The organism is Sulfurospirillum barnesii SES-3 (assembly GCF_000265295.1).
GTDB lineage: Bacteria > Campylobacterota > Campylobacteria > Campylobacterales > Sulfurospirillaceae > Sulfurospirillum > Sulfurospirillum barnesii.
Genome location: NC_018002.1, coordinates 1,856,934 through 1,870,728, shown reverse-complemented (window position 1 = coordinate 1,870,728; position 13,795 = coordinate 1,856,934). Strand labels below are relative to the sequence as shown.

The window sequence follows — 13,795 nt, the reverse complement described above, 5'->3', positions numbered from 1 at the left end:
TTGAAAATGTCTAGAATAATAACCATAGAGAGAAGAGTGATAGGGTTAAACCATCCGCCATTGGTAATCGTAGAAATTGGGATTAATCATGAGGGCAATTTACAAACGGCATTTGAGATGGTAGATGCTGCATGGAAGGCTGGAGCAGAAGTTATTAAGCATCAGACCCATGTTGTTGAAGATGAAATGAGTCAAGAAGCTAAAAACGTTATTCCAGGGAATGCTTCTGTTTCCATTTATGAGATTATGGCGAGATGTGCACTTAATGAAGAAGATGAGATAAAATTAAAAGAGTATGTTGAATCTAAAGGGATGATGTTTATGAGTACCCCTTTTTCTCGTGCTGCTGCTGATAGACTAGAGCGTATAGGAGTAAGTTCTTATAAAATTGGCTCAGGTGAGTGCAATAATTATCCTTTGATTGAACATATTGCATCTTTTGGAAAGCCTATGATAGTAAGTACTGGTATGAATGATATTGAATCTGTTAGAAAGACTGTCAATATACTTGAAAAATATAAAGTGCCTTATGCTTTATTGCATACTACAAACCTTTACCCTACACCTGTTCATTTGGTAAGGCTTGGCGCTATGCAAGAGCTCCAAAAAGCGTTTCCAAATGCTGTAGTAGGGCTGTCTGATCATACGACTTCAAATAGAGCTTGTTTTGCAGCAACGGCACTTGGTGCTTCAATTTTAGAGAGACATTTTACAGATAAAATGGAAAGACCAGGACCTGATATTATTAATTCAATGGACCCAATAGCGCTAAAAGAACTCATTATTGGAAGTAATGAAATAGCACTGATGAGAGGTGGAAAAAAAGAGGCTACTAAAGAGGAACAAGTGACAATCGATTTTGCTTTTGCTACAGTTGTTACCATTAAGCCAATAAAGCAAGGTGAACACTTTACGAAAGAAAATCTTTGGGTAAAACGACCTGGGACTGGGAAAATACGGGCAGAGTTTTATAATGATGTATTGGGTAAAGTTGCAAAACGAGATATAAAAAGTGATGAGCATATCGATTGGAGTGATATAAATGAGTAAGAAAAAAATTGTTTTTCTTACAGGAACCAGAGCCGATTTTGGAAAGCTTAAATCTTTAATAAAAATCACTCAAAAATCTCATAATTATGAGGTGCACCTTTTTGTAACAGGCATGCATATGAACTCAAAGTATGGAGCTACTGTTCAAGAAATTGTAAAGTCAGGATTTGAAAACATTTATAGCTTCATTAATCATGATACAGTTGAGCATATGGATAGAACACTTGCTAAAACGATTGATGGTTTTTCACATTATATAGCCGAAATTAAACCAGACTTGATTGTTGTGCATGGAGATAGAGTGGAAGCTCTAGCAGGGGCTATTGTTGGAAGTTTAAACAATATACTGGTGACGCATATAGAAGGTGGTGAGATTTCTGGAACAATTGATGAGCTTATACGGCATGCAGTGAGTAAAATGTCTCATGTGCATTTGGTAGCGAATGAAGAGGCTAAAAAAAGATTATTACAACTTGGAGAGATTGAAGAATCTATACAGGTTATAGGCTCTCCTGATTTAGATTTAATGAACCCAGCTCATTTACCTCCTGAGGTAGAAGCTCTGGAGTATTATGGTATTAAGTTTAACAAATATGCTATTGCGATGTTCCACCCTGTAACAACAGAGTATGAATACATTTCTTTGTACGCAAAAAACTTTGTTGATGCACTGATTGAAAGCCAACTTAATTATATAGTAATTTATCCCAATAATGATTTAGGGAGTAATGAGATATTGGCTGAATATACACGATTAAAATTGAATGAAAAATTTAGAATTTATCCCTCTTTACGATTTGAATATTTTTTAACCTTGTTGCAAAATGCAGAGTTTATTATTGGAAACTCAAGTGCGGGGATAAGAGAAGCACCTTACTATAATGTTCCAACGATCGATATAGGCACAAGACAATTAAATCGAGCACACTTAAAAACGATTATACATTGTAATTATGATAAAAATGAAATTTGTAAAAGCATAGAAAAAGTAACAAATAGCTTCACACAAAGTAATGATGTTGTACAAAATTATTTTGGGGATGGGAAGAGTGATAAAATGTTTTTAGAGTTATTAGATTCTGATAACTTATGGAAAATAAATCATCAAAAGCAGTTTCGGGAGCTTGTTTAGAAATGTATAAAAATAAAAAAATTCTTGCATTGATTACTGCACGGGGTGGTTCTAAGGGGATTCCCAATAAAAATATTAAGTCCCTTGGAGGTAAACCTCTTATTGCTTGGACAATTGATGAAGCAAAGAAGAGTTCGTATATTGACCGATTAATTTTGTCGAGTGATAGTGAAGAAATTATGCAGATTGCAAAAAGTTATGGATGTAGTGTTCCATTTGTTCGTCCTCGCGAATTAGCGAGTGATACGAGTTCAAGTATTGATGCAATTCTTCATGCTATTAATACGATTAATGAAGATTTTGATTATTTGATGTTGTTGCAGCCTACCTCACCTTTTCGAAGGGTCGATGATATTGATAAAGTAATCGAACAAGCTATCGACAAAGGTATTGAATTGATGATATCTGTTGTTAAGTTTAAAAAGCATCCTTCCTATTTGTATAAAATTGAAAATAATGTATTAGTACCTTATATTGATACCAATAAACAATTACGTAGACAAGATATGCCTGAGACATATGAACATAATGGTGCGATTTATTTTTCAACAGTGACCTATATGAGAGAAAATAAAACATATAATCATTTAAAAGCAGTACCTTTTGAAATGTTTGGAATGGCAAATTTAGATATAGATACACAAGAAGATTGGGATTATGCAGAATATTTAATACAAAAAGGTTTATTTTTATGAAAATTTTACATATTGCATCTTTTAAAGGTAATATTGGAGACAATGCAAGTCATATAGGATTTTATAGTATCCTTGAAAAAATATTAAAAAACTATGAAATTGAACAGGTAGAAATTAGAAAATTTTATAAAAATTATTATGAAAAAGATAGGCAATGTTTTGATTCAAAATTTATTGATTATTTAAATACCTTTGATATGTGTTTTATAGGTGGTGGAGGTTTTTTGGATTACTGGGTTCCAGACAGCCAAACGGGTACAACTATAGATATTGAGCTAAATTTACTGGGAAAAGTGATGAAGCCAACTTATTTTACGAGAATAGGATCTAATCCGCATAAAAAAATTCCTAAAGGGAATATAGAAAAGTTTAGAAATTTTTTGAATGAAGTAAATAAGAATAAAAATCTAAAAATAGCTTTAAGAAATGATGGATCAATAGAATCTATCAAGCGAGATATTGGTGAGAAATATTTAGAAAATATATGTGAGATACTTGATCATGGCTTTTTTTATACTGATGAAAAAAAATATTCAAAAATTATTGATGCAAAATACGTAGCAATAAATATAACTAGCGATCAAATGTCTATGTGCAGTGAGTTTAAGGAGATTGTTGATAAAGCATTTTATTTAGAGGAACTAAAAAAAGTAATTGATTATTGTATTAATTATTTAAAATGTGACATTGTATTTGTTCCTCATATTTATAGTGATTTAAAGGCAATATCAGAGTTGTTGGAAATAATAAATGATAGTATTATAAGAAAGCATATAACAATTGCGCCTTGTATTCAAGGTGATAATGGTACGAAGCGTCTTTTTTCTATATACAAGCAAAGTGAATTTGTAATAGGTACTAGGTTTCATGCCAATGTTTGTAGTTTAGCAATGGGTAAATATACTATTGGTTTAGTTGTACTTGATAGAGTTAAATATCTTTATGACTATTTTGGTATTAGTGAGCGAGCTATTGTACTTAAAGGTACATTTAGCAATAAAATAATTGAACTTTTGAAAGATAAAAACAAGAAAGATGAAAATACTTTGGAAATGTTTAATCAAGATCATACGATTAAGTTTTATAAAAAAATTTTAAGCGATTATAATAAAACTTCTTGATTTTCTGTCGTGTACTTCGCCAATACATCAAGACTCTATGCCATTGATACATCGTTTTAAACAAAAGCGAGTTCTTCTGGTTTGCACTCATATAGTCTTTATCGTTAGGCAGGGTTTGAAAAAATTTACACAGATTCAGCGTACATTCCATCTTTGAAAAAAAGCGAGGTTTTTTGAGCCTAAAATCAATAAAATAAACCTCTCCTTCCTGCATAATAAAATTTTGAAGTTTAGGATCGCTTCTAGTATAGCCTTTCTCATGAAGCGTATTCATCGCTTCAATCACTTTTAGAGTCTCTTCTTCTTTTGGCGCTTTGCCTTCTACAAAGGAGTAGGTAAAAAAACTTTCCAAAACAATGCCTCGAAAACGCTTTTGTGCCGCTAAAATAGGTATAGCTCCTTTTAGTCCCAATGCTTCAAGTGTGAGCATACTTTCATGGTTGCGAAACGCTTCGCTCTCTCGAAAAAGGGTTAACATTCGCTCCCACGTACGTCTGCTTCTGGAACGAGGAATTTTAAAAACCATCTCATCAAAGCCATCTATTTTTATTTTTTGAACAAGGCATTTGCGATTATCTTTAAAATTATCTGTGATGGTATAGCGTTTCTCCATAAGGCTATCAAAAAGTTTTATCGCCTCCTCTTTGGGCAGGGTACTGATAATTTCGTGCTCTTTATAGGTAAATGCGCTTTGATTCATTGGATTTCCTTTAGTATCATGGTAGCGTCAATGCCCTTCATGCACGCATGGTGTCCTAGAGGGCAGGTGCGTTTCATGCAAGGCTGACAGGGGAGATTGAGTTTGATAATTTTTTCATAAGGGTTATTCCATCCGTGCGTTTCGGTGCTAATGGTTGGACCAAAAATGGCAATGGTTTTCACTTTGTAAGCGGCTGCGATGTGCAAGGGACCACTATCATTGGTGATGAAGAGCTCAAGTCCACCGATGTGTTCACATAAGCTTTGGATGGAGGTTTTTCCTGCGATATTTTCAACATTTTCAATGCCCTGAGCTCGTATAAGCTCTTCAATTTCACGGGCAATGTCAACCTCGCTAGGCCCTCCAAAGATGACAATGTTATAGCGTTCATGCAAGGCGATAGCCACTTTGGCAAACTCTTCAGGATACCAGCGTTTTGCACTGCCATAGGTTGCGCCAGGATTGAGTCCTAGGGTGGGTCTTTCATAGGAATGTGCCTTAAAAGGCAGATACAAGTCACCCAGCGGGAAGTTTACATGTAACGCATGCGAAGCAAAATCGTTGTAGCGTTTGACTTGATGGATAGACTCTTTTGAGAGTCGTTTGTAGTGCATTTTTTGGGTGGCGCTTAGGCACAGCAGTAAAAACTTCGTACTCCATTGTCTGCGAAAGGAGAGGGCAATATCGCATTTGCCAACCTCTTTACTCATTGTGTAGAGCCATGCCCAACGGTTAGAGCTTTTTTTACTCTCATCCACAATCACCCTGCTGACACCCTCATACTCTTTGTAAACTTCCATAGCAGCAAAGGAACCAAAGAGAATAATCTGGGCTCCCTTAAAATGCTCTATGATATTTTTAATCGCAACACTTGCCATAATGGCATCACCGAGCCATACAGGCGTTTCAATGAATAGTTTCATGCAAAACCTCTTTGAAGGCATAAAAGCCTTCCATTTTTCGAATGCCCTCACGGTTATCCACCAGCCCGTATCCAGGGGCAATCAGTTGGTGCCAGAAGAGTTTACGCACTTTGCCACTCTCTTTGGCGGTGCGAATGTACGCTTTTAAAAAGGTGGCGTAGTCTGTTTCACTCACACACTCTTTCTCACTCGTTGGAGCGTAAGGTGCGGTGTTAGAAAGCGGCCAGTTCACCTCGGTAATGTAAATATCATCGCTGCTTTTGGAACTCATGGCACACAAAGCGTAGAGGAGATTGATTTTCCCTAAGGTGTTAAAGCCAAGCTGTGCGTTTTCTGGTGCCCCTCTTCTGTCCACATATAAAAGCGAGGTGTGTTTATCAAAACGTATTTTAAAGCCATTAAAAAGGGCACGTGCCGTGTAGTGGTACTCAAAGTCGATGATAGAAGGGCCTAAGAGAAGTAGTTTGGGGAAAGATTCATCTCTAAGTTTTTGCACGCAGGCATAAAAACGCAAATATTCTCCCACACTAAAAAAGCCCCATTTGGCACGATTAATCGCATTGCCAATTTGAAACTCACGCACAAAAGGAGAAAAAAGCTCAAAAACTTTTGTTACATGTAAAGCAGTGAGCGCTAAATCTTCGATGTGTTCTCTATCTTGCATAATGCAGAGCACAATATGTTTATCGTCGCCAAAACGCTTTAAAAAAGTGACATAGGCTTCAATGTTTTGCATATCCCACAAAGGAAAGCGACAGAGCAGGTGTTTAACCCCTAACTCCTCCACCAGCGCTATTTGCTCTTCGCCTTTATCGAGGTTTACGCAGAGCCCAAGTTCAAAGGGTTTGGGTGTTTTGGGTTTGAAAAATTTCATGCCTAAAACTGCCACAGGCAAGATAAACAGTGCGCTCAAGAATGTTTTTAAGTATTCCATCCATTGCAGGGCACGCATACGCTTTTTGTAAGCTTTATCTTTTAACACATGAGGCTGGTCGGAGTAGGCATCCCAAAAAAATGGTGGTTTCACTTCGCCTCTTTTTCGCGGTTGGCTTCGTAGAGTTTCATGTATTTGTAAAAGTTAGTGACCATGTGCGAAAAGGAGATGATAAGTCCTGGATAGCCATCTAAAAAGCCACGTTTTAAGATGTAGCTTCTAAAAAAGGAGTAGAGTCCATTGAAAAAAGCTTTGGCGGGTGAGGAGGATTTTTTACCCACAAAATCATTGGCAAAAAGGCTCGAGTAGCGATCGGCTTTGATGATAAAATCGCTGATACTAAGATAGCTGTAATGCTCAATGTTCCCTCCCTCAAAACTCTTTACATGTAAACCCTCATCGATGATATTTTCATGCACATAATTGTCGTTAAAACGGGTGATGGTTTTGTTGTAGAGGCGTTTGATTTTTTGATTGTTCCAACCGCAATGATAAATGGGGTATTCTTTGTAAAAGGCTAAAAAGTTGAGTAAGTAAACGGTTTTATCTTCCAAAGGTGTGCTTAAAAGCGCTTGTGCCAAAGAAGCATCGATGACTTCATCGGCATCTAAAATCAGCACCCACTCATGTTTAGCAAAGGAAGCAGCTTGATTTTTCGTTGGCCCAAAACCGATAAAATCACCCTCAATCAGTGTGACATTATGAAAGGTTTTGGCAATAGCTTTCGTCTCATCGCTGGAGCCATTATCGTAGACCACCACATCATCAAACGCATAGAGACTTTGAAGAGAGCGTTCAATGGTTTTAGCACCGTTTTTCACAATCATCACAATGGAAATAGCATTCATCCTAGCACCTTTTTTAAGAACCCTTTGAACCAAAAGCGCATGAGATTTTTAGGAGCAAAGAGCGCATGAGGTGTGGGCATGCCATCGCCGTTGATGCGATAATTTAGCCCTCTAATGCCTGAAAAATCGCTCTGCACTGCATTGCCAATGCGAAAAATAAAGCGGTAGTGCTTTTGGGTCTCTTTTAAAACGGTGGCATTGTACTTGCCAAAAGGGAAAACAAAACTGAATACTTCAATGCCTAAAGCTTCTTCCAAAAGGGTTTTAGAGGTTTTAATTTCAAGTTCCAAATCGGTGTTAGGCAAGCAAAGATTGGTGTGGGAATGAGCATGTGAGGCTATCATAATGTGCCCTGAGTCTACCATTTCTTTTAGCTCTTCAATGGTACAAAAGGTTCCTTTTTTGTAGTTGGCGTGAGCCTCTTTGTGAGAAAATGCCATGCGCTCTTCTGGTAAAAGAGCGCTGTTTGGAATGAGGTAGGCACTGGAAAAGGCTAAAAGTGCTTTGAGGTGATATTTTTTTAAAAGGGGATAAACCAAAAAATAAAAATCACAGTAGCCATCATCAAAAGTAAGACAGACTGAGGTTTGGGTGATACTCTCTCCTGGAAGCACGCAGGCATAATGTTCTTTGATGTAGGAAAAATGCGCTTCTAGCATCTCCACGCTGTTGCTAAAAACATCTTTATTGGCGTGATGGTACATCATATTAATCAACAACATTCACCCCTCGCAGACGTTTTTTGAAGTTGATTTTGGCTTTGTGGGCATGAGAGGCTTTGAGCCCCTCTTTGACAAAAGTGGCGACATCAAGTGAGGCAATCGTAGCATAGTGACCAAGCATCAGTGTTAAATCCTCATCGCTTGCCCAAAGCTTTGCGAAGTTTTGGGCTCTTTGCTTCATGCTTAAGGGTTGAAATCCCATACGGTTAATGTCCACCACACAGCATTTCAATCCCTCTTTTTGAATCAAAATATTGCCAGGAGAGAGGTCTTTGTGCGTGATGTGTGCCTCATGCAAGGCATAGACAAACTGCGCAAAGGCTTTAAAAAGGGCTTCTCGATTGGGGAAGGTTTTGTTTAAGAGGGGCTCTCTAATCGTAAAATCATACTTCCATTCCACGCTTACATAAAAACTCTCTTTTAAGATGCCCTTTTCAAAAAACTCGATGTAGCCTACAGGTGAGGGTGTTTCAATGCCACTTTCTTGAAGAATGCAGGCATTTTTGTAAGAGGTTTTGGCTTTGCTAGGGCGTAGAAAACTGTAAAAATATTTTTGAATGCCACGGGGAATTTTAAAGGATTTGACCACTAACGCTTCATCAATTTCGTTTACATGTAAGACTTTTAATTCATTTCTGGCACGATGAATACTCTCGTTGCTAGCATTAAAGTGTGTTTTGATGTTTTGCAAAAAAGCATCATGTTTTTGAAAGTTTGGCGAAAGGGTATACGCATGGGTGTGCATTCAATGTGTTCCGTGTAAAATTTCTATATAATTGCTTCATTTTACTTTAAAAAATCTAAAAAGGTACTTTATGATTTGTGTATTTGACATCGAAACCATTCCCGATTGTGAGCTGATTCGCAAGATTTTGGGGCACGAGGGGAGTGATGAGGAGGTTTCACGCTTCGCTATTAAGGAGCAAGAAGAGAAGAGTGGAAGTTCGTTTTTGCCTCTACCTTTTCATAAAGTTGTGGCGATTTCTGCGGTGATTGCCGATGATTTTGGTATCTTTCGTAAAGTGAGCAGCATTGAGGGAAAGAATGAGTTTGAGATGGTGAAAAACTTTTTAGGTTTTATCAACAAACACAATCCTAAGCTAGTAAGCTTTAACGGACGCAGTTTTGATATGCCTCTTCTCATGCTTCGAGCCATGCAATACAACCTTACATGTAACGCTTATTTTGAAGTGGAAAACAAGGAGCTCAGTAAAAATAAATGGGAAAATTACCGCTCACGTTATTCAGACCGTTTTCATGTGGATGTGATGGACCATCTGTGTGAATTTGGAGCGGTGCGTGGCTTAAAGTTAGACCATGTCTGTGCGATGGTGGGACTTCCTGGAAAATATGACGTGCATGGCGATCAGGTAATGGAGCTTTTTTACGCAGGTGAGATTGAGAAAATTAAGGAGTATTGCGAGAGCGATGTGCTCAATACCTACTGGCTTTTTTTGAAATACGAACTGCTTAAAGGCAACCTTATTATAGAGGATTATCAGCGAGCTTTGGCTACAATGCAGGAAAATTTGAAGCATGACAAATCCTACACAGACGTGTTTGGCATTGCGATTGAAGAAGAATTATATAAGGAAGGGTAATGAAAACAATTTTTAGAGAGTATGATATTCGGGGCATTTACGAAAAAGAGCTCAATGAGCAGATGGTAAAACTCATTGGATATTTTTTAGGAAAGCAAATTGTAAAGGTAGGAAAGGTGGTTTCTATTGGTTATGATGCCCGTTCGCACTCTCCTATTTTGTGCGAATACCTCACAAGTGGGCTGAACAAAGCAGGCTGTAAAGTCCTCAATATGGGACTTGTGGCAACCCCTGTGAATTACTTTAGCAATTTTCAAACTTTCAATGGGACAACCCCAAATGCTTCTATTATGATAACAGGCTCACACAATCCTAGTGAGTACAACGGTTTTAAAATTACCATTGATAAAAAGCCTTTTTTTGGCGAAGATATTTACGCATTGGGTCGTGAGATTATGCAAAACTATGCCATGGAAATTGAGGATGATTTTAGCGCCTCGTTTATTGATGCGAAAGAGCGTTACATTGCTTATATGATTCAAGAGTTTGACCACCTTAAAGGTTTTGATAAACCGTTTGTGTATGACTGTGGAAATGGCGTTGCTGGGGTTGTTGTACAAGATATTTTCAAAGCTTTGAACTTTACATGTAAAGGGTTGTTTGTTGATCCTGATGGCACGTTTCCAAATCACCATCCCGACCCAACGGTGGAGAAAAATCTTAAAGATATTAAAAAAGAGCTAGAAGGGGAATTTGAACTGGGTTTTGCCTACGATGGTGATGCGGATAGAATTGCCTTTTTAACGAAGAAAAACAATGTCAAAGGCGACATTATGGCGATTTTATTCTCCCGTGCCATGAAAAACCCAACGGTGATTGGTGAGGTGAAATGCTCTCAAATTATGTACGATGACATCAACGCCCGTGGTAAGGCGATTATGTACAAAACGGGGCACAGTAACCTCAAAGTCATGATAGCAAAAACGAATGCAGACTTTGCGGCAGAGGTGAGCGGTCATCTTTTCTTTAACGATAGATATTTTGGGTATGACGATGCCATTTATGCGACCCTTCGTATGATAGAGCTTGTTAAAAATGGGTTGGATGTGGACGGCGAAATCGCCAAATTGCCTGTGGTGTATTCTACCGAAGAGCTTAAAGTTGAAACCAATGAAAACGATAAATTTCCTTTAGTCGATAAAGTCAAAGAGCTTCTTAAAAATCCTCCAGCAGATTTTCCAGCCATTAAAGAGATTGTGGATGTGGATGGTGTACGAGTTATTTTTAGTGATGGTTGGGGACTTGTAAGGGCGAGTAACACCACGCCTGTTTTAGTCACCCGTTTTGAATCGACCAATGAGAGTAATGCAAAACTGTACGAGCAAAAGTTAAATGAAATTATAGCTATGGCTAAAGCGGAGCTTCATTAACCATGAAAGGGATTATCTTAGCAGGAGGCAGTGGAACGAGGCTTTATCCTGTGACAAAGTCTATTTCTAAACAGCTTTTACCTATCTATGATAAGCCGATGATTTATTATCCGCTCTCGGTTTTGATGTTAGCGGGGATTCGTGAGATACTCATTATCTCTACACCGAGTGATATTGGAAAATTTGAGGAGCTTCTGGGCGATGGAAGCCAATGGGGCATAGAGCTTGTCTATAAAATTCAACCCAGCCCCGATGGACTTGCACAAGCGTTTCTTTTGGGTGAAGCATTTATAGGTAATGATAGCGTGTGTCTCATTCTGGGCGATAATATCTTCTACGGACAAGGCTTTACCCCTTTGCTTCAAAGCTCAGCCAAACTTGAAAAAGGAGCGGTGGTCTTTGGCTATCAGGTGAAAGACCCACAACGTTTTGGTGTGGTGGAATTTGATGAGCATCAAAAAGCCATCAGCATCGAAGAAAAACCAAAAAATCCAAAATCAAATTTTGCGGTGACGGGGCTTTATTTTTACGATAACGATGTGATTGAAATCGCTAAAAATGTCAAACCCAGTGAGCGAGGTGAACTTGAAATCACCAGTGTGAATGAGGCGTACTTGAAGCGTGGGGATTTACATGTAGAAGTGCTCGGACGTGGGTTTGCGTGGCTAGATACAGGAACACATGATAGTTTGATAGAGGCGGGAATGTTTGTGCAAACCATTGAGAAACGCCAAGGCTACAAAATCGCCTGTTTGGAAGAGATTGCTTATAATTATGGCTGGATTGATAAAGAGCGTGTCTTAGAAATTGCCAAGCCTCTGAGCAAAAACGGGTATGGTGAATACCTCAAGGATTTGGTCAAATGAATCAAAAAACAATTTTAGTAACAGGCTGTGCAGGTTTCATTGGCTCCAATTTTGTTCCCTACTTTTTGGCGGAGCATCCAGAGTATCATCTTATTAATTTAGACCTTTTAACCTATGCAGGCACTATGGAAAATCTTAGCGAAGTGCAAAACCATCCTCGTCATACCTTTGTGCAAGGAGACATTCGTGATAGAGACCTTGTGGAGTCTTTGTTTGAGCAATACACTATTCAAGGGGTGATTCACTTTGCAGCAGAGTCACATGTGGACAATTCCATTAAAAATCCAGGTGTTTTTGTGGAAACTAATGTCAATGGCACCTTTACACTTCTTGACGTGGCGTACAAAGCGTGGATGCAAAAGCCTTTTGTTTTAAAAGAGGGGTTTGAAACGTGCAGGTTTCATCATATCTCCACCGATGAGGTTTATGGCACATTGGGAGAGATGGGTTTGTTTACAGAGAGTACACCTTATGCGCCTAATTCTCCCTATTCGGCGAGTAAAGCCAGCTCCGATATGATAGTACGTGCCTATCATCACACCTATGGAATGAATACGGTGATTACAAACTGTTCGAACAATTACGGGCCTAAACAACACGATGAAAAACTGATTCCTACCATCATACGAAAAGCACTTTCCAATCAAAACATTCCCATTTACGGGGATGGTAAAAACATTCGTGATTGGCTCTATGTATTAGACCACTGCAAAGGGATAGACCTCGTTTTTCATGAGGGCACTTCAGGAGAGACCTATAATATTGGAGGGCGTAACGAGCGGGACAACCTCTACATCGCTCATAAAATCTGTGAAATCTTAGATACCTTAAAACCCAAAGCAACTTTCTATAAAGAGCAAATCAGTTTTGTAGAAGATAGAGCAGGGCACGATAGACGTTACGCCATTGATGCGACAAAAATTGAGACGAAGTTGGGCTGGGTCGCTGAGGAGAATTTTGAGAGTGGTATCGTCAAAACGATTGAGTGGTATTTGAGAAAATACGAGGCATAATGAAATTTTTTTGGCTTTGCTTGACGTTTTTATGTTTGCTGTGGGCAGATAAGCCTTCCCTTTTACTGCTTGAGAGCTACAAAGACCAAACTATCTCAGGGTGGCTGATGAGTGAAAAGATGGATGGGGTGAGAGCTTACTGGGATGGTGAGAAGCTCCTCTCAAGAGGTGGAACCCTCTTTGCCACACCTTCATGGTTTACCAAAGGCTTTCCTTATTTTGCGGTGGATGGAGAGTTGTGGAGTAAGCGGGGTGATTTTGAGCATATTCAGTCCATTGTGATGCAAAAAGAGGCACATGAAGGATGGAGGGAACTTGCTTTTTATGCCTTTGATGTTCCCAAAGAAGTGGGAGGGTTAACCAAGCGCTTATCAAAGTTAGATTATTATTTAAAATCAGATTATGTGGATTATTTAAAAATTGCTCCGCAGTTTACATGTAAAGATGCAAATGATCTTAAACGCTTTTTGAGCGAAGTTGAAAAAGCAGGAGGTGAGGGCGTGGTGATTCGCCATCCTGATGGCTTGTATGCTGAGGGAAGAGATGCGTATTCGCTGAAAGTTAAAACCTTTCACGATGCAGAATGTACTGTGCTTGCTCACCACAAAGGTGAGGGTAAATACAAAAGCGTTTTAGGTGCGCTTACATGTAAAAACGATGAAGGAGCAATGTTTAAAATCGGTTCTGGTTTTAGTGATGAACAAAGGCACAATCCACCTGCCATTGGAACAAAAATCACTTATAAATATAAAGAATTAACGAAAAATGGAAAACCTCGTTTTCCAGTATTTTTGCGCATGAAAGAAGAATTATAAAAGGT

Annotated in this window: 15 protein-coding genes; 9 read left to right on the top strand and 6 right to left on the bottom strand. The window is 38.5% G+C overall.

The window, feature by feature from the left end:
• The first annotated feature begins 6 nt into the window (after positions 1-6).
• From SULBA_RS09370 to SULBA_RS09355, 4 genes are read left to right on the top strand one after another with little or no spacing between them, the layout of a single operon-like run.
• The gene (locus SULBA_RS09370) at positions 7-1,050 is read left to right on the top strand and encodes an N-acetylneuraminate synthase family protein (protein ID WP_014770052.1); all 1,044 of its coding nucleotides are present in this window, start codon (positions 7-9) and stop codon (positions 1,048-1,050) included.
• Positions 1,043-2,182, top strand: coding sequence for a UDP-N-acetylglucosamine 2-epimerase (gene neuC, locus SULBA_RS09365; RefSeq protein ID WP_014770051.1), 1,140 nt, complete (start codon positions 1,043-1,045; stop codon positions 2,180-2,182). The genes SULBA_RS09370 and neuC overlap by 8 nt, the downstream gene beginning before the upstream one ends.
• Positions 2,140-2,877, top strand: coding sequence for an acylneuraminate cytidylyltransferase family protein (locus tag SULBA_RS09360; protein ID WP_216593422.1), 738 nt, complete (start codon positions 2,140-2,142; stop codon positions 2,875-2,877). The genes neuC and SULBA_RS09360 overlap by 43 nt, the downstream gene beginning before the upstream one ends.
• A complete protein-coding gene (locus SULBA_RS09355; protein WP_014770049.1) occupies positions 2,874-3,998 on the top strand; it encodes a polysaccharide pyruvyl transferase family protein in 1,125 nt (374 codons plus the stop codon). Before SULBA_RS09360 ends, SULBA_RS09355 begins: the two co-directional genes overlap by 4 nt.
• On the opposite strand, the gene SULBA_RS09350 is transcribed toward SULBA_RS09355, so the two are convergent.
• Genes SULBA_RS09350 through SULBA_RS09325 form a run of 6 tightly spaced genes read right to left on the bottom strand, consistent with a single transcriptional unit; the run spans position 3,952 to position 8,870 of the window.
• Positions 3,952-4,698 (bottom strand): lipopolysaccharide core heptose(II) kinase RfaY, encoded by a 747-nt coding sequence (locus tag SULBA_RS09350; RefSeq protein WP_014770048.1) that lies wholly within the window; start codon positions 4,696-4,698, stop codon positions 3,952-3,954. The two genes, SULBA_RS09355 and SULBA_RS09350, sit on opposite strands and share 47 nt — an antisense overlap.
• Positions 4,695-5,621 carry a glycosyltransferase family 9 protein gene (locus SULBA_RS09345; RefSeq protein ID WP_014770047.1) on the bottom strand — a complete coding sequence of 309 codons (927 nt, stop codon included), beginning with the start codon at positions 5,619-5,621 and terminating at the stop codon, positions 4,695-4,697. Before SULBA_RS09345 ends, SULBA_RS09350 begins: the two co-directional genes overlap by 4 nt.
• Positions 5,605-6,648, bottom strand: coding sequence for a hypothetical protein (locus tag SULBA_RS09340; protein WP_014770046.1), 1,044 nt, complete (start codon positions 6,646-6,648; stop codon positions 5,605-5,607). The genes SULBA_RS09345 and SULBA_RS09340 overlap by 17 nt, the downstream gene beginning before the upstream one ends.
• Complete coding sequence (locus tag SULBA_RS09335) at positions 6,645-7,403, bottom strand: glycosyltransferase family 2 protein (protein ID WP_014770045.1); 759 nt, start codon at positions 7,401-7,403, stop codon at positions 6,645-6,647. The genes SULBA_RS09340 and SULBA_RS09335 overlap by 4 nt, the downstream gene beginning before the upstream one ends.
• On the bottom strand, positions 7,400-8,125 hold the full coding sequence (locus tag SULBA_RS09330) for a polysaccharide deacetylase family protein (protein ID WP_014770044.1): 726 nt from the start codon (positions 8,123-8,125) through the stop codon (positions 7,400-7,402). Before SULBA_RS09330 ends, SULBA_RS09335 begins: the two co-directional genes overlap by 4 nt.
• Positions 8,112-8,870, bottom strand: a complete 759-nt coding sequence (locus tag SULBA_RS09325; RefSeq protein ID WP_014770043.1) for a lipopolysaccharide kinase InaA family protein — start codon at positions 8,868-8,870, stop codon at positions 8,112-8,114. The genes SULBA_RS09330 and SULBA_RS09325 overlap by 14 nt, the downstream gene beginning before the upstream one ends.
• Positions 8,871-8,940: 70 nt before the next feature.
• Between SULBA_RS09325 and SULBA_RS09320 the strand changes: the two genes are divergently transcribed.
• The 5 genes from SULBA_RS09320 to SULBA_RS09300 are packed head-to-tail and all read left to right on the top strand — an operon-like array spanning position 8,941 to position 13,790.
• The gene (locus SULBA_RS09320; protein WP_014770042.1) at positions 8,941-9,726 is read left to right on the top strand and encodes a 3'-5' exonuclease; all 786 of its coding nucleotides are present in this window, start codon (positions 8,941-8,943) and stop codon (positions 9,724-9,726) included.
• Complete coding sequence (locus SULBA_RS09315) at positions 9,726-11,096, top strand: phosphomannomutase/phosphoglucomutase (protein WP_014770041.1); 1,371 nt, start codon at positions 9,726-9,728, stop codon at positions 11,094-11,096. Before SULBA_RS09320 ends, SULBA_RS09315 begins: the two co-directional genes overlap by 1 nt.
• 2 nt (positions 11,097-11,098) lie before the next feature.
• A complete protein-coding gene (rfbA, locus tag SULBA_RS09310; RefSeq protein ID WP_014770040.1) occupies positions 11,099-11,962 on the top strand; it encodes a glucose-1-phosphate thymidylyltransferase RfbA in 864 nt (287 codons plus the stop codon).
• Positions 11,959-12,975 (top strand): dTDP-glucose 4,6-dehydratase, encoded by a 1,017-nt coding sequence (gene rfbB / locus SULBA_RS09305; RefSeq protein WP_014770039.1) that lies wholly within the window; start codon positions 11,959-11,961, stop codon positions 12,973-12,975. Before rfbA ends, rfbB begins: the two co-directional genes overlap by 4 nt.
• Complete coding sequence (locus SULBA_RS09300) at positions 12,975-13,790, top strand: DNA ligase (RefSeq protein WP_014770038.1); 816 nt, start codon at positions 12,975-12,977, stop codon at positions 13,788-13,790. The genes rfbB and SULBA_RS09300 overlap by 1 nt, the downstream gene beginning before the upstream one ends.
• Positions 13,791-13,795: the final 5 nt, after the last annotated feature.

Bases quoted from the DNA above. Each gene is read 5' to 3' on its own strand.
- rfbA (WP_014770040.1), top strand. From the start codon at position 11,099: ATGAAAGGGATTATCTTAGCAGGAGGCAGTGGAACGAGGCTTTATCCT.
- SULBA_RS09350 (WP_014770048.1), bottom strand. From the start codon at position 4,698: ATGAATCAAAGCGCATTTACCTATAAAGAGCACGAAATTATCAGTACC.
- SULBA_RS09345 (WP_014770047.1), bottom strand. From the start codon at position 5,621: ATGAAACTATTCATTGAAACGCCTGTATGGCTCGGTGATGCCATTATG.
- neuC (WP_014770051.1), top strand. From the start codon at position 1,043: ATGAGTAAGAAAAAAATTGTTTTTCTTACAGGAACCAGAGCCGATTTT.
- SULBA_RS09300 (WP_014770038.1), top strand. From the start codon at position 12,975: ATGAAATTTTTTTGGCTTTGCTTGACGTTTTTATGTTTGCTGTGGGCA.
- SULBA_RS09330 (WP_014770044.1), bottom strand. From the start codon at position 8,125: ATGTTGTTGATTAATATGATGTACCATCACGCCAATAAAGATGTTTTT.
- SULBA_RS09325 (WP_014770043.1), bottom strand. From the start codon at position 8,870: ATGCACACCCATGCGTATACCCTTTCGCCAAACTTTCAAAAACATGAT.
- rfbB (WP_014770039.1), top strand. From the start codon at position 11,959: ATGAATCAAAAAACAATTTTAGTAACAGGCTGTGCAGGTTTCATTGGC.
- SULBA_RS09355 (WP_014770049.1), top strand. From the start codon at position 2,874: ATGAAAATTTTACATATTGCATCTTTTAAAGGTAATATTGGAGACAAT.
- SULBA_RS09320 (WP_014770042.1), top strand. From the start codon at position 8,941: ATGATTTGTGTATTTGACATCGAAACCATTCCCGATTGTGAGCTGATT.
- SULBA_RS09335 (WP_014770045.1), bottom strand. From the start codon at position 7,403: ATGAATGCTATTTCCATTGTGATGATTGTGAAAAACGGTGCTAAAACC.
- SULBA_RS09360 (WP_216593422.1), top strand. From the start codon at position 2,140: ATGGAAAATAAATCATCAAAAGCAGTTTCGGGAGCTTGTTTAGAAATG.
- SULBA_RS09370 (WP_014770052.1), top strand. From the start codon at position 7: ATGTCTAGAATAATAACCATAGAGAGAAGAGTGATAGGGTTAAACCAT.
- SULBA_RS09315 (WP_014770041.1), top strand. From the start codon at position 9,726: ATGAAAACAATTTTTAGAGAGTATGATATTCGGGGCATTTACGAAAAA.